Raw genomic sequence first — 23188 nt, forward strand, 5'->3', positions numbered from 1 at the left:
TAGAGTGATTACATTTCGTTTTCGTGAAAAAATAAAAATCCTGAAACCCCAGTAAAATCAAGGATTTCAGGACCTAAACGAAGTAGCGAGAGGGGGAGTCGAACCCTCGACACTACGGGTATGAACCGTATGCTCTAGCCAACTGAGCTATCTCGCCATATTCTTAAGTATATGGGACCTATAGGGCTCGAACCTATGACCCTCTGCTTGTAAGGCAGATGCTCTCCCAGCTGAGCTAAGATCCCATATTTCTGTCTCAGGTACTACATTTTTTGTTTGTTTCCCGTCGACTGCTCTGCTATTATATACTGAAAAGGAAGACTTTGTCAACACCTTTTTTATATTTTTTTTGAAAAAGTAACAGTTCAGTCAGCACCATTCGTAAAACCGCACTGCATGCTACTCGTGGTTGCCGCCACCGTTTTACTTATGGAAAGGTGCTCAACTCAAACAGATACTCGTTCGTAAAAACATACAAGTATGTTTTATGCTTCTCGTACACTGTATGGCTGAATTGTTACGAAAAATTGCAAAAGTTTGTATCTGCACTCATGAAACGCTGCCAGCCCGTTTTTCTTGATTTTTCAATGGATTCATGTATAATAAATACTGAGACATTTTTTCTATTTAGATCATTGAGTATCAGGAGGAGATAAGTATATGCGAGTCGATACGGACGATTTTGCCCGACCGTGTAGCTGCGGTAGAGAACATCACATAGAAGTAAAGGAAATCATTATAGAGGCGGGAGCAGTTGAAAAGCTGGAAGTTATGTTGGATGATGGTATGCTGCGAGAGTACATTTCACCGGTAATCATCTGTGATACCAACACGTTTGCAGCCACTGAAGAGATTATGGAAAACATCTATGACCGCTGTGAGGTGATTATTCTGGATGCGGAGGGACTGCAGGCAGATCAGAGAGCCGTGGAGGTAGCCTTCCAGAATATGGATGATGAGATGGATTTGATTCTGGCGGTTGGAACTGGAACTATCCATGACATCAGCAGATATATTGCTCATGAATATGGAATTCCTTTTATTTCAGTACCCACTGCAGCAAGTATGGACGGATTCGTCAGCTCCGTGGCGACGATGACTTGGAATGGATTAAAAAAGACAATTCCGTCTGTGGCACCGCTGTGTGTCATAGCGGACACAGATATATTTTCAAAGGCCCCAAAAAGGTTAAATGCGTCTGGAGCGGCGAATATTCTGGGAAAGTACATCAGTTTGGCCGATTGGAGAATCGCAAATCTGGTGGCGGGTGAATATTTGTGTGAGAGAGCGTATGAGATGGAAGAGCAGGCGCTTCGTCTTGTGAAGTCCTGTATTAGGGGGATTCCCAGTGAGGATGAAGACGACTGCGAGAATTTGATGAAAGCGTTGATTATTTCAGGGCTGGCAATGCAGATTGTCGGCAGTTCAAGACCAGCGTCTGGTGCGGAACATCATATGTCCCATCTTTGGAAGATGGAAGTGATCAATGGTCATTTGGATGCGTATCATGGAGAGAAAGTTGGTGTGGGTCTACTGCTGTGCATTGATAAGTATAACCAGATAGCAAGGGCCATTCGCAGGGGGGCTTGTCATATTGTAAAATATGAAGGAATAGAGAACGTTTTGTTAAAACGGATTTTTCAGGAGAGCGGTAAACTAGAAGGGATTCTAGAAGAAAATACGCCGGATCCGCTGATTGCTGTTGTTCCGGAACATCTGGAAAAATGTCTCCCTATGATTGCGTCGATTATAGAGGAACTGCCGGATAAGGATGAATTGCGCAGACTGATGGAAAAAGGCGGCTGTATGACCACGGTGGAAGAACTGGGATTGTCGAGAAAAATTATACGCAAGACGATGCAGATTTCTCCTTATATGAGAAATCGTTTGACGCTGATGCGTTTTTTGAAGATGATGGAGATTGACTAGCGGATTTGGTGGCAGGAAAGCAAAAGTGAATATCAGAGAGAGGAAGAGGTATATGCGTGTAGGAATAGGGTACGATGTGCATAAGTTTGTTGCGGGCAGAAAGTTGATTCTTGGAGGAGTGGATATTCCGTATCAATTAGGGCTTTTGGGACACTCAGACGCGGATGTGCTAGTTCACGCTGTGATGGATGCACTACTGGGAGCAGCAGCTCTAGGGGACATCGGACAACATTTCCCTGACACGGATCCACAATATGAAGGGATATCCAGCATAGAGCTTCTCAAAAAAGTGAAGGAGCTTTTGGAGAGTCATGGTTATGTGGTAGGAAACATAGACGCGATTATTGTGGCTCAGCAGCCTAAGATGGCTTTGCATATTCCTAAGATGAGAGAGAACATCGCGAATGCTCTGGGGATTTTGATAGATCGTGTGAGTGTAAAAGCTACCACAGAGGAAAAGCTGGGGTTTACGGGCACACTGGAGGGAATTTCCTCTCATGCGATCTGTCTTTTAGAGAATTCCAGCCTATGATATCAATATAGATATATAAGAGATGCTTGCCAAGATAATATCGTACAGGAAAGGAATCGAGAAGATGAAAATCTATAACACATTGTCCAAGAGAAAGGAAGAATTTATTCCTCTGGAAGAGGGAAGGGTTAAGATGTATGTCTGCGGGCCCACTGTTTATAATTTAATTCACATTGGAAATGCCCGTCCAATGATCGTGTTTGATACCGCACGTCGTTATATGGAATATAAAGGTTATAAAGTGAATTTCGTGTCTAATTTTACGGATGTGGATGACAAAATAATCGCGAAAGCAAATGAGGAAGGTGTGACGGCCGATGAAATTTCAAAGAGGTATATTGAAGAGTGTAAAAAGGACATGGAAGGCATGAACGTAAGACCGGCTACCACTCATCCTCTGGCGACAGAAGAAATTGAAGGTATGGTAGAGATGATACAGACGCTGATTGACAAAGGATTTGCCTATCCTGTGGCGGATGGTACCGTTTATTTTCGAGTTAAAAAGTTTAAAGAATACGGAAAACTCTCTCATAAGAATTTGGATGATCTCCAGTCTGGTTTTCGTGCTCTTCAGGTGTCTGGCGAGGAGCAGAAAGAAGATCCTCTGGATTTTGTTCTGTGGAAGCCTAGAAAAGAGGGAGAGCCGGCATGGCCGTCTCCTTGGTGTGAGGGTCGTCCAGGGTGGCATATCGAGTGTTCAGTTATGTCCAAAAAGTACCTGGGAGAAGAGATTGATATCCATGCGGGTGGAGAGGATCTGATTTTCCCGCACCATGAGAATGAGATTGCTCAGAGCGAGTGCTGCAATGGAAAAGTCTTTGCGAGATACTGGATGCACAATGGCTTTTTAAACATTGATAATAAAAAGATGTCCAAATCTCTCGGTAATTTCTTTACAGTCAGAGAGATCGCAGAACAGTATGATCTTCAGGTTCTGAGATTTTTCATGCTGAATGCTCACTACAGAAGTCCTCTGAATTTTAGTCGTGATTTGATGGAGGCATCTAAGAACTCTCTAGAAAGAATTCTAAACGGAGCAGAGAGATTAAGATTTTTGGCTGACGGTGCGAAGAAAATTGAGATAAGCCCTCAGGAGCAGGAAAGTTTGAATGAAGCGAAGAAAATTTATGTCAGCAAGTTCGAGGAAGCCATGGACGACGATTTTAATACGGCGGATGCCTTGGCGGCAGTGTTTGAGTTGGTAAAATTTGCAAACACTCAGATTAATGAGGAGAGTTCCAAGGGATATGTGGTGGAAGTCTACGCTATCCTGAAGCAGCTGTGCGATGTACTTGGATTGATTATCGAGAAAGAAAAAGAGGTTTTGGACGAGGATATCGAGAGGCTGATTGCAGAACGCCAGGCTGCCAGAAAGATGAAGAACTTTGCGAAGGCCGACGAAATCAGAGATCAGTTGACAAATATGGGGATTATCCTGGAGGACACCAGAGAAGGAGTGAAATGGAAGAGGGCTTAAAGTATTTGACAGACCTCTTTGCTCTGCCAAAGCAGGACCTGCGTACCTATTCTCCGTTGACGCTGGCTTATATCGGTGATGGCGCCTATGAAATCATAGTGCGGACTTTGTTGGTGAAGCAGGGAAATTGTCCGGTGAATCGTTTGCACAAAAAAGCAAGCCAACTGGTGAAAGCAGGGACGCAGTCGGCGATTATCCAAAAACTGGAGCCGATGTTGACGGAAGAAGAATATCGAATCTATAAGCGTGGACGGAATGCTCATTCCCCTACGATGGCGAAACATGCTTCTATGACAGATTACCGCAGAGCGACAGGGTTTGAGGCGTTGATTGGATACCTGTATCTGAAAGAAGAATGGAAGCGAATGTTGCAGTTGATCCGGGAAGGAATCTCGGATCAGCTGAAGAATTAGACGGAGAAAATTATGAGTGAACAGATAGAAGGAAGAAATGCGGTGCTGGAAGCGTTTCGTTCCGGCAAATGTGTGGATAAGTTGTTTGTGCTAGATGGTTGTCATGACGGCCCGGTCAATTCCATAATGAGAGAGGCGCGTAAGAAGGATACACTCGTTCAGTATGTTTCTAAAGAAAGATTAAATCAGCTATCACAGACGGGCACGCATCAGGGAGTAATCGCGGTGGTGGCAGCTTACGAATATTCCACGGTGGAGGACATTCTTCAAAAAGCAAAAGATAAGGGAGAAGATCCTTTTATTTTACTGCTGGATGGCATAGAAGATCCCCACAATTTAGGCGCGATTATACGTACTGCAAATCTAGCAGGGGCCCATGGAGTGATTATACCGAGAAGGCGAGCGGTAGGTTTGACTGCAACGGTGGCTAGAACCTCGGCAGGTGCACTGAATTATACACCGGTAGCAAAGGTTGCCAATTTGACAAAGACCATGGAAGTTTTAAAAAAGGAAGGTATGTGGTTTGTCTGTGCCGATATGGACGGTCAAAAGATGTACCAGCTGAATTTGAGAGGACCGATAGGAGTAGTGATCGGAAACGAGGGAGAGGGAGTCAGCCGATTGGTGAAAGAAAAATGTGATTTTGTGGCTTCCATTCCAATGAAAGGAGATATAGATTCTCTGAATGCATCCGTGGCAGCAGGAGTGCTTTCCTATGAAGTCGTCAGACAAAGAATGATGAAATAGGAGACACAGGTATGGACGGCTATGCTGAATTTTCTGATGAGGAATTGATTGAGAAACTGAGAGACGGACAGGAGGATGTCGCGGATTATCTGATGGAGAAATATAAAGAGCTGGTTCGTCAGAAAGCCAGAGCGATGTATCTGATTGGAGGAGAGACAGATGATCTAATTCAAGAGGGAATGATAGGGCTTTTTAAAGCTGTCAGAGATTATCAGCCGGATAAGGCAGCGTCTTTTCAGACTTTTGCCAGGCTTTGTATTGATCGGCAGCTTTATAAGGCGATATCCGGCTCAAACCGTCAAAAACATCAACCGTTGAATACTTATGTATCATTGAGTCAGGAGACAGAAGGTGAACGACAGTTGAGATCTCTATGGGAACAGAACCCGGAAGCCATCGTGATCGCGAGGGAAAATGTGGAAGATCTGGAGAAAAGGATTGAGGAGTGTCTGAGCTCATTCGAGAATCAAGTATTGGAGTGCTATCTGCGGGGAAAAGACTATGAGCAGATTGCCGCTGAACTGGGACGGCCCAAGAAATCAATAGATAATGCTTTGCACAGAATACGAGGAAAAGTAAAAATATGTATGGGCACGACAAACAATAAAAAAGAGTATTGATGCTAATCTAAGATTGCGTCAATACTCTTTTGAACTTCATAATATAAAATAGAGCAAATTCCCTGAGAAAATCTGCTCCATTTCGTTGAAAGCTGCCTAGCGGATTTGAACCGCCGACCTCCGCCTTACCAAGGCGACGCTCTACCAGCTGAGCCAAGGCAGCAAGAATATTTGATACAAATGAGATATGAGAAAAAATTGGTACTCTCTGTTAGAGAGTACCACAGAGCTGCCTAGCGGATTTGAACCGCCGACCTCCGCCTTACCAAGGCGACGCTCTACCAACTGAGCCAAGGCAGCATGAATGTCTCACCGGAAAGAATTCTATCAAAGAAGGGGAAAATTGTCAACTGTTTTTTGCAAAAAATGAAAAAAAGGAGGTTACAGTTCAGGCTCCAATATCCCGCGAGGTGTTTTTGACATTTTGTACAAAAATCACGAGACATACTCGCGCCAAACTGCTGTTTACAGCAATTTGTGTGCATCTCGAAGCGTGTTACTGATCACAAACCGCAGGTGAGTGAACAATAACAAAAGGAGAGCCAGTATCCGGAGATACTGGCATATGAAAAAGAAAAGTTTAATGAAAAGGTTTATTTTTTATAGTTTTATATTACGATAGGAATGTGAGTATTTTGTGTTGAATTTTTAAAAGAATTGTGAACATTTTTTGGATTTTTCATGTTATAGGAAAGACAGTCTTTTATTAGACGGGTATTTATGATATGATTACAAATTAAGAAAAGGTCGAGGAGGCAAGATATGGAGAACGAAACAGTATCCAAAAATTTTATTGAACAGATTATAGACAAAGATCTGGAAGAGGGGGTCTACGACACCGTACACACTCGCTTTCCGCCGGAACCCAATGGTTATCTGCACATTGGACATGCGAAATCCATTCTCTTGAATTACGGTCTGGCTCAGAAGTATCACGGGAAGTTTAATATGCGTTTTGATGACACAAATCCCACCAAGGAGAAAGTGGAATTTGTGGAATCTATAAAGGAAGACATAGAATGGCTGGGGGCAGACTGGGAGGACCGCCTCTATTTTGCATCTGATTATTTTGAACAGATGTATGAGGGGGCTGTTAAATTAATCGAAAAAGGAAAAGCCTATGTGGACGATTTGAGCGCTGAGCAAATTCGTGAGTATAGGGGAACCTTGAAAGAACCAGGTAAAGAGAGTCCATACAGAAACCGCAGCGTGGAGGAAAATTTGAGTCTGTTTCAAGCTATGAAAGAAGGCAGATATGCAGATGGAGAAAAAGTGCTCAGGGCGAAAATTGATATGGCTTCTCCGAATATGAATATGAGGGATCCGGTGATCTATCGTGTTGCCCATATGGAGCATCACAACACAGGAGACAAGTGGTGCATCTATCCAATGTATGATTTTGCACATCCTATTGAAGATGCCATCGAAGGTATCACCCATTCTATTTGTACCTTAGAGTTTGAAGATCACCGCCCGCTCTACGATTGGGTTGTGCATGAGCTGGAATATCCTCAGCCGCCGAAACAGATCGAATTTGCGAAGCTTTATCTGACAAATGTTGTTACAGGCAAACGGTATATCAAGAAGCTTGTGGAAGAAGGAATTGTGGATGGTTGGGACGACCCTCGTCTGGTATCCATTGCGGCCCTGCGAAGAAGAGGCTTCACACCGGAATCTATAAAAATGTTTGTAGATTTGTGTGGGGTGTCAAAGGCGAACAGCTCTGTGGACTATGCAATGCTGGAATATTGTATCCGGGAAGATCTGAAAATGAAACGGTCACGTATGATGGCGGTTTTGGACCCAATTAAATTGGTGATTGATAACTATCCGGAAGATCAGATAGAGTATCTGGATGTGGAGAACAATCTGGAAAATGAGTCGCTGGGACACAGAAAAGTAGCGTTTGGCAGAGAGCTGTATATAGAGAGGGAGGATTTCATGGAAAATCCGCCAAAGAAATATTTCAGACTTTTCCCAGGAAACGAAGTACGCTTAATGCATGCTTATTTTGTGAAATGCGAAAGTTTTGTCAAGGATGAGGATGGAAACGTTACGGAGGTTCACTGCACTTACGACCCTGAGACAAAATGCGGAACTGGATTTACGGGACGAAAGGTCAAGGGCACGATTCACTGGGTATCGGCTAAAGAGGCTAAAGAGGCCAAAGTGCGCTTGTATGAAAATATTATCGATGAGGAAAAAGGAGTGTACAATGAGGATGGCTCTTTGAATCTCAATCCAAATTCGCTGAAGGAGGTTACAGCGTATGTGGAGCCAGAGCTAATGAAGGCAAAAGCTTATGAAAGTTTTCAGTTCGTGAGAAATGGATATTTCTGTGCGGATGCGAAAGATTCCAAGGAAGGAGAGCCGGTATTTAACAGGATTGTCTCGTTGAAGAGTTCTTTCCGTCTTCCGAAGGCATAATTGAATTTTAAAGAAGTGCTATAAGTTTAGGACAGTGTGTTCTTGAAAGAATCCCTTCTGAGTGATTGCGTGAGACAATTGCTCCAGAAGGGGTTTTGAGTTATCGGAAAGCGCCTACCCACATTATTGATGGAAAATGTGAAAAATTGCCGCAAGGCTTTCAGCGGATTGGAAAGAAAAAAGTTATTAAGCTGAATTTTGTTGAATTGAAGAGAAAAGAAAGATATAATAGAGGTACTATTTACATAGAAAAAATATGTCTATAGTAGCATAGATATTGGATGTCTGGGTGCTGCTTTCCTGATGTGGAGGATGAGGAAAAAGCACACAGCCTAGGGGACCGATGTCTGTGCAGGCAGAAAAACTGCGAGGGTTAAAAAATTAAGGATAACAGGAGGATTCAAAATGAAAAAACTTGTGGTTGCGAAAAAAGATGCGTGTATGGCGTGTAAGGAGTGCGAGATTGCGTGTTCAGAGGCTTTTTATAAAGAGTTTGATGACACAAAATCCTGCATTCAGATCGGTGTGAAAAAGGATGGAGAGACACCAAAGCCTATGGTATGTGTACAGTGCGGAAAATGTGCAGAGGCATGTCCAGAAGGTGCGATTACACAGAATGCCAAGGGAGTTTATATGATTAACAAAAAGAAATGTGTTGGCTGCGGAAAATGTGTGGAAGCCTGTCCGTTCGGATTGGTGGTTAAGGCTGATGATAAAGAGTACGCAAGTAAATGTATTGCATGTGGAATTTGTGTAAAAGCCTGTCCGATGGAAGTACTGGAGATCAAAGAGGCATAGATAAAAAAACATGGATTTTGAACGTTTTTCAAAGGTTGTACAATGATAGCGGGGCAGTTTTTTAGACTGCCTCGCTGTTTTATAGAAAAAACTTTGCTATGCTAAAACGCGAAAGTTCTTTCCTATGACATAAACGCTCCGCGTGGATCGCACTACGGCGAAATGGAAGATAGTGCTTTGCGCCTTGCCGCAGGCGGAGAATCCTGCAAGCAGGATTCTTTTCTAGAACTTCAAGATCAGGGGAGAGTATCTGTCTTATTTTCCTTTTCGGAAGGAGAGTCCGTTTCTTTGTTCAGCATTTCTTCAGCTTGCGCGAACTCTTTATCGATTTCTTCCATATAAGGGTCTTCTTCGAACTGCACTTCCTTTACTTTTTCAGCAGTATCCTTTGCGATTTCTTTTACTTTTTGAGCGGTATCTTTTGCGATCTCCTTCATTTCACCGGCGGCTTCAGCCGCAATTTTGATGTATTGTTTTGGAGCGGAATCTTTTTCTTCTGTCTCAGGAACCTCTTCCCAAAGATCCTCTTCCTCTTCAAATAGGTCTTCAAAATCTGACGCGAAATCGCGGCCTTTTTCTTCTTTGGATTTTTGCGCGTAATAGACAGCAGCGCCAGCGGCGGCGCCGACAACAGCCAGACTCAAAATTTTACCAAGCTTTGACATGGTAACAGTCTCCTTTCTGATAAAAAATGTCAGTCATTTGTTTAGACATACTATATCTAACATTGTAATACTTTTGTATGAAAAAGAAAAGGGGGATTTTTGGAGAAGAACAACTGCTATAAACTGTAACAAATGTCTTGCAGGGAGAGGGCATAGCGGCTATAATAATACGTGCGAAAAAGCATGAATCCTGTAGACTTATAGATTATGGAACAAATACAATTTAAAAGTGGAGAGTGCCATGAGACAGATTATTTTAGCTTCTTCTTCTCCGAGAAGGCGGGAATTACTAGAGAAAGCGGGAGTGCATTTTCAAGTGATGCCGAGCCAAGAGGAAGAACATATAGAGAAGAAAGAACCGGCTCAGATCGTAGAGAATTTATCCTGGCAAAAAGCGGCCAGTGTGGCGTCGAAGACAGGCCAGGACGTGATCGTGATCGGCTCAGATACTTTGGTGGCCTATGAGGGCAGAGTCCTGGGAAAGCCCAGGGATGAAGAAGAGGCAGTGGAGACATTGAAGCTGCTTCAGGGCAATACTCATCAGGTGTATACGGGAGTCACGGTGATTGTTCGTGACAAGGAAGAGGAAATCACAAAGACTTTTTCCAGGAGAACGGATGTAACCTTTTATCCGGTAGATGAGAAGGAAATTCGTGCCTATGTAGCTACGGGAGATCCCATGGACAAGGCTGGAAGCTATGACATACGCGGAGATTTTTCCGTCTATATCAAAGAAATCTATGGAGACTACAACAATGTGGTCGGCCTGCCAGTGAGTATGTTGTTTTGGGAGATGAAGCAGTTAGGGATAGATTTGCGGGGCGAGAAGTGATGTTTAAAGCATACATTTTTGATTTAGATGGTACTTTAGCAGACACCGTGGAGTCCATTGCCTATGTGGCGAATACTGTGCTGGGAGAATTTGGCTACCGGCCTCTGCCGACGGAGAAATTTTACAATTACTGTGGCGAGGGTGGCAGAAAGTTGATGGAGCGTTGTCTAAGGGACTGCAAGGACGATCAGCTGGCGCATTTGGACGAGGGGGAGCGCAGATATACCGAGGTGTTTGCCCAAAATCCTTTGTACCGTGTAGTTCCTTATGAGGGGATGATAGAGACTTTGGATGCGCTGAAGCGAAGGGACATCCGTCTGGCGGTCTGCACGAATAAACCGCATCAAGCGGCAGTGGAGACGGTGGAAGGGATTTTCGGCCGAGGCTATTTTGACGGTATTCAAGGGCAGTGCGATTCTGTGCGCAGAAAACCGGCTCCAGACGGCCCACTGGCTATGGCGAGACTTTTTGGAGTGTCTCCTGAGGAATGCGTCTATGTGGGGGACACTTGGACAGATATGCAGACTGGAAAGGCAGCTGGAATGTATACTGTGGGAGTACTGTGGGGGTTTCGAACCCGGAAGGAATTGGAAGAAAATCATGCAGACAGGATTATCTCCCATCCGAAAGAACTGCTGAATATTTTGTGAAGGAGTTTGAGATGATTAAGTTGGTGGCCAGTGATTTGGATGGAACTTTGCTCAGAAATGGTGCTCAGCGGTTTCAGCCAGAATTATTTGATTTGATTCACAGATTGAAGGAGTTGGGTGTATTTTTTGTGGCAGCCAGCGGAAGACAATTTCCGATTATGCAGCGGATGTTTGCTCCTGTGAAAGAGGAAATCGGCTATGTATGTGAAAATGGAGCTTTGACCTATACCGATGGCGAGTTCCTATACAAAGACACACTGTCGGACACATTGGCAAAGGAAATCATTCAGGAAATATGGGAGAAAGAGGGGGCCGAGATGACGATGTCAGGGGTGCGCACGTACTATGTACGTCCGAAGACGGAGGAATTTCGCAGCTTAATCCGTGATTTTTTGAAGATTACCTACAAAGAGGTGGAAGATTTTGATCAGATTCCGGAAGCTTTGATGAAGGTGGCTGTCTATGAAAGAAATGGGATAAACAACAGCTATCAGTATTGGAGAGAGCGCTTTTCGGATCGCTGCATTGTGGTTACTTCGGGGTTTGACTGGATGGATTTTGTGCCATTTGGGACAAATAAGGCAAAAGGAATCCAGTTGCTTCAAAAAAGATGGAATATAAAACCAGAGGAATGTATGGCTTTTGGTGATGAATATAATGATATAGAAATGCTCCAGGCGGTGGAACACAGCTATGCAATGGACACTGCGCGGGAAGGGGTAAAAAAAGTAAGCCGTTATATTACCTCCAATGTAGAGGAAGAATTGAAAAAACTAATTCAGGAAATTGAAAAGGAGAAAGAAAATGTATGAGTATACGGAAGAATGTCTGGAGACATTTTTGAGAAATCAAGGACAGTTATTTGATGAGCCAGTTGCCGAGACTTTAGAAGGTGCGGAAGCATTTTTGGAGGAGTGTATGGCCGTGGTTGTGAATTCTTTGGACGAAGTACGGCAATACTTGGAAGAGAGCGGCGCAGATGTAGAGGGGATGTCTGATCAGGATTTGGAAGAGGCCAGTGAAGTATTTCCGCTGCCAGATGGCAGTTATTTGGTCGTGGAAGGCTGAGGCAGCGCTTAGGAAATTGAGATATAAGAAAGGGCGACAGTGGCGGTAAGAAATGAAGATAGGCCAAGTTGTAGAAGAGCAGAGAGAATTTTTTAGGACAGGGAAAACTCTGTCCTATACGTTTAGGGATGAACAACTGCAAAGATTGTATGCGGCTGTCTCGACTAGGGAAAAAAAGATTTTGGAGGCTTTGCATAAAGACCTTCACAAATCAGACCAGGAAGCGTATATGACAGAGATCGGTCTGGTGCTGGCAGAGATTACGCATATGAGAAAAAATTTGAAAAATTGGATGAAGGTAAGGATAGAAGAGGCACCAGTTTCCCAGTTTCCTGGAAAGACTTATCAAATTAAAGAACCCTATGGAGTGGTGTTGGTGATGGCGCCCTGGAATTATCCCTTTTTGTTGGCGATGCAGCCATTGGTCGGAGCGATTGCGGCTGGAAACTGCTGTGTGGTGAAGCCAGCGGCAGCCTCAGAGGCAACTTCCACTGTAATTGGAGAATTGCTGAGTGAAACTTTTGCGCGGCAGTATGTGGCCGTAGTCAGTGGTGGTGAAGAAAACAGAGAAGAGCTTTTGAATCAGAAATTCGATTATATCTTTTTTACTGGGGGAATGAAAGCAGGGCGGCAGGTTATGAAACGGGCAGCCGAGAATTTGACACCTGTGACCTTAGAACTGGGAGGGAAAAGTCCCTGCATCATTGAAGAGTCCGCAGATTTGTCTCTGGCGGCAAAGAGAATTGTGTTTGGAAAGTTTGTCAATAGCGGGCAGACTTGTGTGGCACCGGATTATCTATTGGTACAAAAAACCGTGAAGAGAGAATTTTTGAGACAAGTGCGAAAATGGATTAAAAAGACCTGGGGAGAAAAACCGTTGGAGCACCCTGATTATCCCAAAATGATTGATGAGAAACAGTATGAGCGTGTAATGGGACTATTGTTAGGAGAGAGTATTTTAGTGGGCGGATACGGAAGAAAAAAGACGCTTCAGATCGCTCCCACACTGTTAGATGGAGTGACCTGGGCTTCGCCGATTATGCAGGATGAAATTTTTGGGCCCATTCTTCCGGTTCTGGAATTTTCTTCTATGGAGGAAGTGATTCACACTCTGCAGGAAAAGGATAAGCCACTGGCTCTGTATCTTTTTACAAAAAATGACAAAGCAAAGCGCAAAATTTTAAAAAGACTGTCTTATGGAGGCGGGTGTATTAATGATACTTTGGTGCATCTGTCTGTACCGAAACTGCCTTTTGGAGGTGTCGGTGGAAGTGGAATTGGAAATTATCATGGTCGGGCCAGTTTTGAGACTTTTACACACACGAAGGGTATTTTGGAAAAAGAAAATTGGCTGGACATACCAGTTCGTTACCTTCCGTCCAAATATTGGAAAGAATGGGTTATGCGAAAAATTTTAAAATGAGAAAAATACCCTGGCGTATGGTATGTGGTTTGGGGATGCATTGACATCCGAAAGTCTGCATGAAAAGCCAGGGTTTTTCCATGACAGGATACTTTTATGTAATAGGAAAGACCTTGTTACGCTGATGCGTGAAAGTTCTTTCTTATTGCATAAACGGTTCACTGTGGATGCCGCCGCAGGCGGCTGTGCTCGGCGCGCAAAGTGGGACTGCACCCCTCAGGAGTGAGGGGATAGAGGAGTTTGAAGTGGGCTTGCCCACTTTGTTCTTGCACAAAGTTGTATTGACTGATACGAAAATAGATCGAAATTTACAGGAGAGAGGGAGCCAGGGATAATGAAGATTACAGAAGACAAAAATGAGAGTGGTAAAATTAGCATGACCTTTATAGATTGTTTACTTGTTTCTAGGGAAAAAGTATAGTAAAATAAAGGTAATATTAGAGGGGATTTAGCCTTTTGAGGGGCATTCGTTAAAGTGTCAGAAAGGAGAGGAAGATTATGAAGAGATGGATGGCAATGTGTCTGGCGATTATCATGGTACTCACGATGCTGCCGGGAACGGTCTTTGCAGCAGTAGAGTCGGATTCCGGAAAGTTAGAGGGTACTCTGACGATCAAAGGAACCCTAAAAGAAGGGGAAAAATTATCAGCGGATTTGACAAAGGTCAAACCGACAGGTTTTACAACGGACCAGGTCAAATATGAGTGGTTTCGAGTGGGAGCAGACGGAAAGAATATGTCTGTAGGAACAGAGACAACGTACACGTTAAAGACAGAAGATGTGGGCTGTAGTCTTCAGCTTACTCTGACAGGCAAAGAAGGAGCCACGGTGACTGGTACTATTAGTTCCAGCAAAGTGGGGCCTGTGGCGGCGAAGGAAGGTTCCGCTCCTACTGCTGCTACAACGCCAACAGTTTCAGTGGTACCGGAGACGCCGACACCGTCTTCCGTACAAGAGAACAACAGTATAGAGAATGACTCAGGAGTTTCTGCTGTTCCGACGCAAGGGCCTGTAGTGACGCAGAGCTCAACTCCCGCACCGGTTCAGCAGCCGTCTGTGGCACCGGTAAACGAGCCTTCCGAGATACCTACACAAACACCGGTACCAGATACTAATCATGGCTCGACGGGTGGTTCAGAAAACAGTCTGCCGACGATAAATGATCCGATCATTGTCCAGGACAACAACGGGATAAAAGCAGAGATCACTACGGAGGCTTTGCCGGCGGGAAAGGTAGGAGAGCCATATCATGCGAACATTGAGGCCAGCGGGAATGTGGTTGGCTGGGAACTAGAGAATAGAGTGTTGCCGAAAGGAATTGTATGGGATGAGAACACGGGGACTTTCACAGGGACACCGGAGGTAGCAGGAACTACGCCGGGAATCATGGTGAAAGCTACTTTTGAAGACGGAAGTACAGATTCAAAGACCTTTGAAATAAAGATCGAAGAGACTGATAAGACACAAGATCAGCCAGGTCCTGATACTGGTGATCAGGATGGCACGGATACCCCTTCCGGGCCGTCCGAGGATGATACGCAGACCGTAGAACTCAGCACAGATCCTGAGACCGTGGATTTTGGGACTCTGTACACAGGATATGAAGATGCGAAGCTTAGTTTTTCTCTTATTAACAGTGGAACCAAGAAAGCGGAGAAACTGACATACACGCTGAGTGGAGATATGAAGGATGTCCTTGTGGTGGAGGAAATTTCCAGCGTGGAGAGCGGTGGGAATGTACCGGTTACAGTGACTTTGAAATCCGGTCTGGCGGAGAAAGAAAAAGCATACAGTTCTACGTTGACAATTAAGGATGAAGACACGGGAACCGAGGTGGAAGTTAAGATTTCCGCGAAAGTAGAAAAGCGTATTTATAAACTGAAAATTTCCAACAAGGAACTCAATTTTGGAAGCTATACGGTAGGCTATACGAATATCTCCAGCCAGGAGATTAAACTCTCGAATACAGGAAACGCCGATTTGACAGTGAAAATCCCAAGCGGTGAAAGTTTCGATGTGGATGGAGATGTGGAGGCGGTTCTGAAAGAGGGCGACAGCGCCACTTATCAGATCAAACCAAAATCTGGCCTGGGAGCGGGAGAATACAGTGAGGAGCTGACGTTTACGACAGATGAAGGGGCGAAAGCTTCTGTGACGGCAAAGGTGACGGTGAAAGAAAAAGAGAATTATTCCTTCGATGTATATTGGAGCCAGGACAATGGAGAGTTTAAAGGGGACTTTGGGTATGCACCTCTGGGATATAATGATGAAAATGGTTTTGCTCCCCATTCACGCAACCTGGTGATTCGGAATACTGGAAATAAAGAACTGAATTTTAAACAGCCGGTGTCTAATTCAGGGGATAAATCCGTCTATGATATCACCAAACTGGATGAAGCCACAATGACGAACGTACAGCCGGGTGAGGAGATTAAAGTTGCGGTAAGGCCAAAGTCGGGACTGACAGCGGATGTCTACGATGAGGACATTGTGATTGACGCGACCAACGACAAGAAAGATCCAGTAGTAAAACATGTGACATTCACTGTTGTGAAAAGTGGGATTAGCATTTATCAGGGAGTCAGTGCGAATCAAGGAACAATCAAAGCTAAAAATGGTGTGGAGAAGAGCCAGAGTGGCTTGGGAATCCCAGGAACTGTGAAGATTAAAACCACTTCCGGAAGCAGGGATGCCACGGTAAAATGGAATATAAAGGACTGTGATTACAATCCTGATTTGAAAGAAGAGCAAAGCTTCACAGTATGGGGTGAAGTCGTGCTTCCGTCGGATGTAATCAATCCGGCCTTTGTGTCGAGAGTCACATCTATTGGAGTGCGCGTGCTGGCCTATGATGCGAAAAAAGCTAATAAGTCAGAAAATAAGATCTACGGTATTGCTCAGGGAGATGTGTTCCAGGCAGGAAAGACCATTAGTTTCAGTGCCGAGGGCAGTGGAATGAACAGAAAAGAAAGCCCTGAAAAAGGAGATGTGCGCTATGAGCCGACTTACTGGAAGGTGACGGATACCAACGCAAAGTGGTCTGCGGAAGACGGCTGGAACAAGGCGCCATACTCAGCATCTTTTGTGATTGGAAATTCTGGTTCCTATAAATTGAAAGTAACCTTTACAAAAGAGACCTATGACGGAGAAAAATGGGTTGGCAATGAGAAGGACAGTGATGGAACGGATGTGAAGTCGGTATCTTTCCGAGTGAAGGGAAATGCGAATACGACTTCAGACAAGAAAAATACAGTCACAAAAGTAAAGAATGCGGTAAAAACAGGAGACGAAACGAATATTGTACCAATGATTCTTTTGGCCGTTGCGGGAGTTCTGGTGATCGGAGGAGCCGGTATCGTGCTGAGAAACCGTCACAAAAAAGATCAGAGAGGGAAATAATTGAACTAATTGAGACGGATGGTCAGTGATGACTGGATAAAATAGGAACAGAGTATGAAGTTTCATACTCTGTTCTTTGCATTTGAAGAAGATTACTTATCTCTTTAGGACTGCGAGGATAATAAAAAGGAGTCCACCTATCCAGGAGAGATCTCTTGGACATCGGCGGCTGATTTTTCGTCCCAGTGTAAGTCCCAAGTAAGTAAAAATTTCACCCATCAGAAAAGACATCGTGATGGTAAGAGGAATCGATATCTTTAAAAATGCGGCCATTGTACCTGCAATCAGACTGTCTATAGACATTGCTAGGGAAAAAAAGATAACTTCTTTCCAGGCCAGCGATTGGTCTTGATCTTTATCTGCTTCCATGGGATCACCATAAATGTGAATGATAAATCTTAGATGTGAAAATGTAAAGTGAATATTTTTGTGGAGGCTTTTATGGCGCCGGATATATTGGCGGATACTGGAATCTAAGAGTTTGAGGCATCCGAGAGTAAGCAGACTGAAAAAACAGATTTCTTTTGTAAAGGTCTCAGGAATCCAACTGTCTAAAATGCTTCCAAAGAGCAGAGAGAGGCCGAGACAGAGGCTACAGATACCGTTGATAACGGCTATTTTGTTCCATGAAAGGCGAATTTGATTGGTGCCATAGGCTGCACTGGCCACAAAGGTATCCAAGCAAAGTGCGGATACCAGAAGAAAAATGTTGAGAATCATAGTAACAGGCCTTTTGGTAACTATCTATAGATCAGATACTGAGCATTGAGCTGATGTTGGATTGTACAGCTTACTGCATGGTCGAGATAGTTACTTTTTTTCTATTGTATTCAAAAGAGAAGAGTTTTGAGAAGATTAGAGATATATTTTCTACTGAGTATACATATATTTGCAGAGAGAACTTTATATGGAGCACAGGAAAATCATGGCAGTAGCGTATTACATTTTTATGTTTGTGCTGGGATTTGTACTGTTGATATGTGGAAGTAGCTTATTTGTAGACAGCGCGGTTTCTCTTGCAAATAAACTGCATTTACCGGAAGTACTGATTGGAGCAACGATCGTAAGTATCGGTACGACTCTGCCGGAATCTTTGTTTTCTACAATGGCTTCTGTACATGGCTTACCGGACATGGCACTGGGAAATGCATTGGGTTCGATACTCTGTAATACGGGATTTATTGCCGGATTTATGCTAATGTTAAGACCGATTCATCTGGAAAAGAAGGCGCTGGGAAATATCATGTCTGGGGCCTTTTTTTTAGGGGCGGCTTTTGTAGTATATTTGACTGGCGGGATGACAGTGGGAGGGCTTTCACGTGTTTCCGGTATCATTTTGTTGTTGATGTGTCTATTGTATATAGGAAGTACAGTGAGAAATGCAGTGATACAAGAGGAACAGGAACGGACGGCACAATCAGAAGAGAGGCAGTCCTTTGGGGCTAGCGATGTTCTTCGCATTGTCCTAGAGGCAGTTGTGCTATACATAGGGGCCAGTTTCCTAGTGGAATTTGGTCCTAAATTAGCACGTTCTTTTGGAGTACCGGAGGTGATTATCTCTTTAACTTTTGTTGCTTTGGGAACTTCCCTTCCTGAATTCGTGACTTCTCTGGTGGCTCTGAAGAAAAAACATTCTGCCCTCTCGTTGGGAAATATCATTGGGGCGGATATTTTAAACTTTGTACTTGTGGGTGGGCTGTCGGCTGTGATTTGCCCGATTCCCTATTTAGACAGTGTTATGGGAATGGAACTGCCTTTTATATTTTTTCTGCTTTTTGTATTATGCTTTCCATCCATTGTCCGACAAAAAGCAGGAAGAATTCAGGGCTGTTTGCTGTTGGGAGGGTATGTGATTTACTTGATTTTAACGATATCTTAAAAAAGGGGTATCCCAAAAACCATTTTCTGATTTTTGAGATACCCCTCTATGATAAATAGATTTGTGAAATTAAGCATTTATGTCTGTGAGCATCATCATGATTTCATTGCTGCGGTTGACAAAGCGAGTCATTTCTTCAGGAGATAACTGCTTGTGGCTCAGCATGGCCAGATCGTAGAGTTGTTCACAGATAATCGGAACTTTTTGGGAATCCTGGTGTTCTACTACAAACTGTACCAGAGGATGGTTCGCATTGAGTACGAGAGTCTCGTCACCGCCAAACATGTTCGGGTCCATCCCATACATATTGTACATTTTCATCATTTCCTGCATACGGCGGCTGTCCTCGGACAGGGTCATCATTGCAGACAAGTTCTCATTTTTTAGTTTTTCTACTTTTACTTCCAGCTTTTCTTTGTTCAGGTTTTTGCGGAAAAGCTCGGTCAAGGATTTTGCCAATTCTTCGTCGGTCTCGGCATCCTCCTTTAGACTGTCTGTCACGTCGGCATCAATTCTCTGGAAACGGATTTCCTGGTTGAGCTGCTCCAGATGGGAGATAAAAGCAGTATCAATGTTGTGGCGAAGAATTACTGCATCCATCCCCTGTTCTTTGAACAGATTGATGTACTGGCTTTGCTGCACAGGGTCTGTGACGTAGTAGAGAATCGTTTTCTTTGGTTCTTTCTCAGAATCCTCCTCTTTATTTTCTTTATCCTGCTCTTCGGTTGTTGTCTCTTCAGTGATGGATTCATCGGTCTCTTTCTTATTTTTCTCGATGCAGTCTTTTAAGGTCAGATATTGGTCATCTAGATTCTTAAAGAGAATATAGTCCATCATCTTTTCAGAAAACTTTTGATCTTTGATACAGCCGAATTTGATGAAAGGACTGATGTCATCCCAGTATTTTTCATAGGATTCCCGGTCTGTTTTGCACATTCCTGTCAATTTGTCAGCTACTTTTTTCGTGATATACTCCGAGATTTTCTGGACAAAGCCATCGTTTTGAAGCGCGCTTCTGGATACATTCAGAGGAAGATCTGGACAATCAATCACACCTTTTAAAAGCATCAGGAATTCAGGGATAACTTCCTTGATGTTGTCTGCGATAAAGACCTGATTATTGTATAGTTTGATCGTTCCCTCGATGGAATCGTACTCGGTGTTAATTTTAGGAAAATAGAGAATTCCCTTCAGATTAAACGGATAATCCATGTTTAAGTGAATCCAGAACAAAGGTTCTTTGTAGTCTAAGAAGACTTTGCGGTAAAAGCTGCGATAATCTTCATCGTCGCATTCATTGGGATGTTTGGTCCACAGTGGATGAGTGTCGCTTAGAGAGACTGGACGCTTATTTATTTTGACCTTATCCTTGGCAGGAGATACTTCTACAATCTCTTTCTCGCCATTTTCATTTTCTTTTTCTTCTGTCTTTGCCTCTTCGTGAATACGCTCTACGATCACATCGTCGTCCCTTAAATCAGACTCTTCTATGGTCTCATACTCCTGTTCAGCGTTGGCCTTGGACAGATAGATGTTCACAGGCATGAAAGAACAGTATTTTTCCAGTACTTCTCGCATGCGATACTCGTTGGAGAATTCTAAGCTGTCCTCATTCAAAAAGAGCGTGATTTCAGTACCGACGGTGTTCTTATTTCCGTCCTGAATATCATACTCAGTACCGCCGTCGCAAGTCCAATGGACAGCGGTGGAGCCTTCCTTGTAAGAAAGCGTGTCGATGTGGACTTCATCAGCTACCATAAATGCGGAATAAAAACCAAGACCAAAATGGCCAATCATTTGATCGTCAGTAGTTTTGTCTTTGTATTTTTCTAGGAATTCTGTAGCTCCTGAGAAGGCAATCTGGGTAATATATTCCTCAACTTCATCGGCGGTCATGCCGAGTCCAGTGTCTATGAATTTCAGTGTCTTTTCTTCGGGATTGACAATTACATTGATCTGTGCTTTGTAGTCGTCGGGGAAACTGTATTCTCCCATAACTTCCAGTTTTTTTAGCTTTGTGATGGCGTCACAGCCGTTTGATACCATTTCACGTACGAAAATATCATGATCGGAATATAGCCATTTTTTTATAATGGGGAAGATATTTTCACTATTGATTGATAAACTACCATGCTTTGCAGCCATTTTATTCACTCTCCTTTGATTTTCAATTTAAAATGTTCGTAACTATTCAGCTATAATAGCTTGGATTAGCTGCTACGCAGTTTATATCGCGACACATGCGGCTAAATCTTCACTTATGGCTAAGTGTCATATGCCTGATAAGAGCAAAATTCCTCTGTAAGCAAGCTTACTCCGGATTTTTGTTCTTATCAGTTGCATGGCTGAATAGTTACAAATATTCTGTCTTTGTCGATAGCAGCATTTGACAATTTTGCTGCCTTATAAAAAATATAGTAATACGGGGGGAGTGAAAAGTCAAGGGAAAATTAGCACTCATATAAAATGAGTGCTAATAATAATTCGGCTTCAGTTTCTAATGTTTCGCGAGGGTTTGTACATCGCGAATTGTGTTACTGCTCACGAATTGCAAGTGAGTGGGCAGTAATCTAATCATCGGCTCTGTAATCCTTTTTTGTTGTGCTAGAACTTAGAAGCACAGCAGTTTAAAGTTGTTCGTAAGAGATATTGTGCTTTTTAAAATAATGGATAAGCATTTTATCCCAGATCGTATCAAAAGTCTTATCCATGGTAAAAATACGGTAAGAGGTTCCAGTGGTGGCAGTTAACTGAGAGCCGTTGAACAGGAAATTCAGATAAAGTCCAGATATGTCTTCTGGGGCAAGGGAGATGCCGCTGTCTGAGAGCATACGATTGGTATTTTCTCGGGAGAGCTGGAATACAATTTTAAAGTGAAGAGGTGTGTGCTTTCCGCGAATGATAGACAGACAGAATGGTTTGACCTCACGCCAAAGTGAGTGAGTACGTTTTGTCTTATCTAGGATCTCCAAAGCAGAAGAGTCTAAGAAATCACGGTGTAAACTCCCATCTATTAGGAAGGTATTGTAGGTAGTGATAGACACCTCCACCACCCAAAAAGGGTCGAAGAGATCACTCTTTAGTAGCCGATTCATAAAGTCTTTTAAATCTGTAATCTGTAAAGCAATCATGCAGATTCTCCTTTTAAAGTGAAGTAACAGTTCAGTCATACAGTGTACGGAAAACATAAAACATATGTGTATGTTTTTGCAAGCGGATATCTGTATAAGGCGAGCGCCTTTCAATGAGTAAAACAATGGCGTTAGCCACGATAAGCACGCAGTGCGGATTTACGAATGACGCTGGTTGAACTGTTACAAAGTGAATGTGAAAAAAGGCTTTTCTTCTTTATTATAGAACAGAATACAAAAAAAGAATAGAGTTTTTACCAAAAACTCTTTTCAAAGCAGGAAGGTTATGGTAGTATATATGTGGTATTAAAAACTACATATTATGGGAATGAGGACGATTATGAGCAGTTATAAGATAATAATAGATAGTTGTGGGGAATTGTTAGACGATTGGAAGGGAGATTCCAGATATGAATCGGTTCCCTTGATTCTCACAGTGGGTGGGGAAGATATTGTGGATGATGAAACTTTTGAGCAGAAATCTTTTTTGGCAAAAGTTGCAGCCTGTCCAGAATGTCCAAAGTCCTCTTGCCCTTCGCCAGAAAAATATATGCAGGCATTCGAGTGTGAGGCGGAACATGTCTATGCGGTCACACTCTCAGCAGAGCTCAGTGGTTCTTACAATAGTGCTCTGTTGGGGAGAAAATTGTCTTTGGAAGAATATCCGGAGAAGAAGATCTATGTATTTAATTCCCGTTCAGCTTCTGTGGGGGAGACTTTAATTGCATTGAAGATTACGGAGTGCGAGGAGTCCGGAATGTCTTTTGAGGAGACAGTAGCAGAGGTTGAGAGCTATATTGATTCCCAGAATACCTTTTTTGTCCTAGAAAACCTAGAGACACTCCGCAAAAACGGAAGACTCAGCAAAGTAAAAGCTTTAGTTGCTTCTGCTTTAAAAATCAAACCTGTCATGGGGGCGACGAAAGAGGGAACAATTTGTCAGCTAGACCAGGCAAGAGGAATCAATAAAGCTTTGGTTAAAATGGTTGACTATGTGGTGGAGAAGACAAAGGATAGTGGAAATAAAATACTGGCAATTTCTCATTGCAACTGTCCAAAAAGGGCGGAGATTTTAAAGGAAGCGATCTTAGAGAGAATGGAACTGAGGGATATCTTAGTGTTGAATACCGCAGGGGTCAGTAGTATGTACGCCAATGACGGTGGAGTGATTGTGGTAGTTTGATTTCGCTTGTGACTT

Annotated in this window: 20 protein-coding genes and 4 tRNA genes; 16 read left to right on the forward strand and 8 right to left on the reverse strand. The window is 43.3% G+C overall.

All coding sequences use genetic code 11. The features are described 5' to 3' along the window. Positions 1–83: 83 nt before the first annotated feature. A tRNA-Met gene (locus tag BLHYD_RS05395) sits at positions 84–157 on the reverse strand. A 15-nt stretch (positions 158–172) separates the two neighbouring features. Then, positions 173–245, reverse strand: a tRNA-Val gene (locus tag BLHYD_RS05400). Positions 246–660: 415 nt separating this feature from the next. Between BLHYD_RS05400 and BLHYD_RS05405 the strand changes: the two genes are divergently transcribed. The 6 genes from BLHYD_RS05405 to sigH all read left to right on the forward strand — a co-directional run bounded on the left by BLHYD_RS05405 (position 661) and on the right by sigH (position 5718). After that, positions 661–1929: a sn-glycerol-1-phosphate dehydrogenase gene (locus BLHYD_RS05405; RefSeq protein ID WP_021845379.1), complete on the forward strand. Its 1269-nt coding sequence runs from the start codon at positions 661–663 to the stop codon at positions 1927–1929. A 52-nt stretch (positions 1930–1981) separates the two neighbouring features. After that, complete coding sequence (gene ispF, locus BLHYD_RS05410) at positions 1982–2461, forward strand: 2-C-methyl-D-erythritol 2,4-cyclodiphosphate synthase (RefSeq protein ID WP_040350664.1); 480 nt, start codon at positions 1982–1984, stop codon at positions 2459–2461. A 64-nt stretch (positions 2462–2525) separates the two neighbouring features. Beyond that, complete coding sequence (gene cysS / locus BLHYD_RS05415; protein WP_040350665.1) at positions 2526–3938, forward strand: cysteine--tRNA ligase; 1413 nt, start codon at positions 2526–2528, stop codon at positions 3936–3938. Beyond that, a complete protein-coding gene (locus BLHYD_RS05420; protein ID WP_005949757.1) occupies positions 3923–4351 on the forward strand; it encodes a Mini-ribonuclease 3 in 429 nt (142 codons plus the stop codon). Before cysS ends, BLHYD_RS05420 begins: the two co-directional genes overlap by 16 nt. 12 nt (positions 4352–4363) lie before the next feature. After that, entirely contained in the window at positions 4364–5098 is a 735-nt protein-coding gene (rlmB, locus tag BLHYD_RS05425) for a 23S rRNA (guanosine(2251)-2'-O)-methyltransferase RlmB (RefSeq protein WP_005949759.1), read from the forward strand. Positions 5099–5109: 11 nt separating this feature from the next. Continuing rightward, the gene (gene sigH / locus BLHYD_RS05430; protein ID WP_005949761.1) at positions 5110–5718 is read left to right on the forward strand and encodes an RNA polymerase sporulation sigma factor SigH; all 609 of its coding nucleotides are present in this window, start codon (positions 5110–5112) and stop codon (positions 5716–5718) included. Between the two features lie 90 nt (positions 5719–5808). On the opposite strand, the gene BLHYD_RS05435 is transcribed toward sigH, so the two are convergent. Then, a tRNA-Thr gene (locus tag BLHYD_RS05435) sits at positions 5809–5881 on the reverse strand. A 64-nt stretch (positions 5882–5945) separates the two neighbouring features. Further along, positions 5946–6018, reverse strand: a tRNA-Thr gene (locus tag BLHYD_RS05440). A 462-nt stretch (positions 6019–6480) separates the two neighbouring features. Between BLHYD_RS05440 and BLHYD_RS05445 the strand changes: the two genes are divergently transcribed. After that, positions 6481–8145, forward strand: coding sequence for a glutamine--tRNA ligase/YqeY domain fusion protein (locus BLHYD_RS05445; protein WP_005949762.1), 1665 nt, complete (start codon positions 6481–6483; stop codon positions 8143–8145). Between the two features lie 405 nt (positions 8146–8550). Further along, positions 8551–8943 (forward strand): 4Fe-4S binding protein, encoded by a 393-nt coding sequence (locus tag BLHYD_RS05450; protein ID WP_005949766.1) that lies wholly within the window; start codon positions 8551–8553, stop codon positions 8941–8943. A gap of 236 nt (positions 8944–9179) precedes the next feature. Here the strand turns inward: BLHYD_RS05450 and BLHYD_RS05455 are convergent, their stop codons facing one another. Further along, positions 9180–9587 (reverse strand): hypothetical protein, encoded by a 408-nt coding sequence (locus BLHYD_RS05455; RefSeq protein WP_148391240.1) that lies wholly within the window; start codon positions 9585–9587, stop codon positions 9180–9182. Positions 9588–9849: 262 nt separating this feature from the next. Between BLHYD_RS05455 and BLHYD_RS05460 the strand changes: the two genes are divergently transcribed. The 6 genes from BLHYD_RS05460 (at position 9850) to BLHYD_RS05485 (ending at position 16980) form a co-directional block, all read left to right on the forward strand. Continuing rightward, positions 9850–10440, forward strand: a complete 591-nt coding sequence (locus BLHYD_RS05460) for a Maf family protein (RefSeq protein ID WP_005949769.1) — start codon at positions 9850–9852, stop codon at positions 10438–10440. Further along, positions 10440–11090, forward strand: coding sequence for an HAD family hydrolase (locus tag BLHYD_RS05465; protein WP_005949771.1), 651 nt, complete (start codon positions 10440–10442; stop codon positions 11088–11090). The genes BLHYD_RS05460 and BLHYD_RS05465 overlap by 1 nt, the downstream gene beginning before the upstream one ends. An 11-nt stretch (positions 11091–11101) precedes the next feature. Further along, the gene (locus BLHYD_RS05470; protein ID WP_040350667.1) at positions 11102–11902 is read left to right on the forward strand and encodes an HAD family hydrolase; all 801 of its coding nucleotides are present in this window, start codon (positions 11102–11104) and stop codon (positions 11900–11902) included. Beyond that, positions 11895–12158 (forward strand): hypothetical protein, encoded by a 264-nt coding sequence (locus BLHYD_RS05475; protein ID WP_005949775.1) that lies wholly within the window; start codon positions 11895–11897, stop codon positions 12156–12158. The genes BLHYD_RS05470 and BLHYD_RS05475 overlap by 8 nt, the downstream gene beginning before the upstream one ends. 52 nt (positions 12159–12210) lie before the next feature. Further along, positions 12211–13581 (forward strand): aldehyde dehydrogenase, encoded by a 1371-nt coding sequence (locus BLHYD_RS05480; protein WP_005949777.1) that lies wholly within the window; start codon positions 12211–12213, stop codon positions 13579–13581. 498 nt (positions 13582–14079) lie between these two features. Continuing rightward, positions 14080–16980 (forward strand): Ig-like domain-containing protein, encoded by a 2901-nt coding sequence (locus tag BLHYD_RS05485; RefSeq protein ID WP_005949781.1) that lies wholly within the window; start codon positions 14080–14082, stop codon positions 16978–16980. 96 nt (positions 16981–17076) lie between these two features. Here the strand turns inward: BLHYD_RS05485 and BLHYD_RS05490 are convergent, their stop codons facing one another. Then, entirely contained in the window at positions 17077–17700 is a 624-nt protein-coding gene (locus tag BLHYD_RS05490; protein WP_005949783.1) for a manganese efflux pump, read from the reverse strand. A gap of 187 nt (positions 17701–17887) precedes the next feature. Between BLHYD_RS05490 and BLHYD_RS05495 the strand changes: the two genes are divergently transcribed. Then, positions 17888–18859: a sodium:calcium antiporter gene (locus BLHYD_RS05495; RefSeq protein ID WP_005949787.1), complete on the forward strand. Its 972-nt coding sequence runs from the start codon at positions 17888–17890 to the stop codon at positions 18857–18859. A gap of 69 nt (positions 18860–18928) precedes the next feature. Here the strand turns inward: BLHYD_RS05495 and htpG are convergent, their stop codons facing one another. Further along, entirely contained in the window at positions 18929–21004 is a 2076-nt protein-coding gene (gene htpG / locus BLHYD_RS05500; RefSeq protein ID WP_260784484.1) for a molecular chaperone HtpG, read from the reverse strand. A gap of 482 nt (positions 21005–21486) precedes the next feature. Further along, the gene (locus BLHYD_RS05505; RefSeq protein ID WP_021845364.1) at positions 21487–21990 is read right to left on the reverse strand and encodes a DUF5721 family protein; all 504 of its coding nucleotides are present in this window, start codon (positions 21988–21990) and stop codon (positions 21487–21489) included. Positions 21991–22330: 340 nt separating this feature from the next. Between BLHYD_RS05505 and BLHYD_RS05510 the strand changes: the two genes are divergently transcribed. After that, on the forward strand, positions 22331–23173 hold the full coding sequence (locus BLHYD_RS05510; protein WP_040350669.1) for a DegV family protein: 843 nt from the start codon (positions 22331–22333) through the stop codon (positions 23171–23173). The last annotated feature ends 15 nt before the right edge of the window (positions 23174–23188 follow it).

Source organism: Blautia hydrogenotrophica DSM 10507, from assembly GCF_034356035.1.
Taxonomy (GTDB): Bacteria; Bacillota; Clostridia; order Lachnospirales; family Lachnospiraceae; genus Blautia_A; species Blautia_A hydrogenotrophica.

Excerpts from the sequence above, each read along its gene's own strand:
- BLHYD_RS05405 (WP_021845379.1), top strand. The coding sequence starts at position 661 with ATGCGAGTCGATACGGACGATTTTGCCCGACCGTGTAGCTGCGGTAGA.
- ispF (WP_040350664.1), top strand. The coding sequence starts at position 1,982 with ATGCGTGTAGGAATAGGGTACGATGTGCATAAGTTTGTTGCGGGCAGA.
- cysS (WP_040350665.1), top strand. The coding sequence starts at position 2,526 with ATGAAAATCTATAACACATTGTCCAAGAGAAAGGAAGAATTTATTCCT.
- BLHYD_RS05420 (WP_005949757.1), top strand. The coding sequence starts at position 3,923 with ATGGAAGAGGGCTTAAAGTATTTGACAGACCTCTTTGCTCTGCCAAAG.
- rlmB (WP_005949759.1), top strand. The coding sequence starts at position 4,364 with ATGAGTGAACAGATAGAAGGAAGAAATGCGGTGCTGGAAGCGTTTCGT.
- sigH (WP_005949761.1), top strand. The coding sequence starts at position 5,110 with ATGGACGGCTATGCTGAATTTTCTGATGAGGAATTGATTGAGAAACTG.
- BLHYD_RS05445 (WP_005949762.1), top strand. The coding sequence starts at position 6,481 with ATGGAGAACGAAACAGTATCCAAAAATTTTATTGAACAGATTATAGAC.
- BLHYD_RS05450 (WP_005949766.1), top strand. The coding sequence starts at position 8,551 with ATGAAAAAACTTGTGGTTGCGAAAAAAGATGCGTGTATGGCGTGTAAG.
- BLHYD_RS05460 (WP_005949769.1), top strand. The coding sequence starts at position 9,850 with ATGAGACAGATTATTTTAGCTTCTTCTTCTCCGAGAAGGCGGGAATTA.
- BLHYD_RS05465 (WP_005949771.1), top strand. The coding sequence starts at position 10,440 with ATGTTTAAAGCATACATTTTTGATTTAGATGGTACTTTAGCAGACACC.
- BLHYD_RS05470 (WP_040350667.1), top strand. The coding sequence starts at position 11,102 with ATGATTAAGTTGGTGGCCAGTGATTTGGATGGAACTTTGCTCAGAAAT.
- BLHYD_RS05475 (WP_005949775.1), top strand. The coding sequence starts at position 11,895 with ATGTATGAGTATACGGAAGAATGTCTGGAGACATTTTTGAGAAATCAA.
- BLHYD_RS05480 (WP_005949777.1), top strand. The coding sequence starts at position 12,211 with ATGAAGATAGGCCAAGTTGTAGAAGAGCAGAGAGAATTTTTTAGGACA.
- BLHYD_RS05485 (WP_005949781.1), top strand. The coding sequence starts at position 14,080 with ATGAAGAGATGGATGGCAATGTGTCTGGCGATTATCATGGTACTCACG.
- BLHYD_RS05490 (WP_005949783.1), bottom strand. The coding sequence starts at position 17,700 with ATGATTCTCAACATTTTTCTTCTGGTATCCGCACTTTGCTTGGATACC.
- BLHYD_RS05495 (WP_005949787.1), top strand. The coding sequence starts at position 17,888 with ATGGAGCACAGGAAAATCATGGCAGTAGCGTATTACATTTTTATGTTT.
- htpG (WP_260784484.1), bottom strand. The coding sequence starts at position 21,004 with ATGGCTGCAAAGCATGGTAGTTTATCAATCAATAGTGAAAATATCTTC.
- BLHYD_RS05505 (WP_021845364.1), bottom strand. The coding sequence starts at position 21,990 with ATGATTGCTTTACAGATTACAGATTTAAAAGACTTTATGAATCGGCTA.
- BLHYD_RS05510 (WP_040350669.1), top strand. The coding sequence starts at position 22,331 with ATGAGCAGTTATAAGATAATAATAGATAGTTGTGGGGAATTGTTAGAC.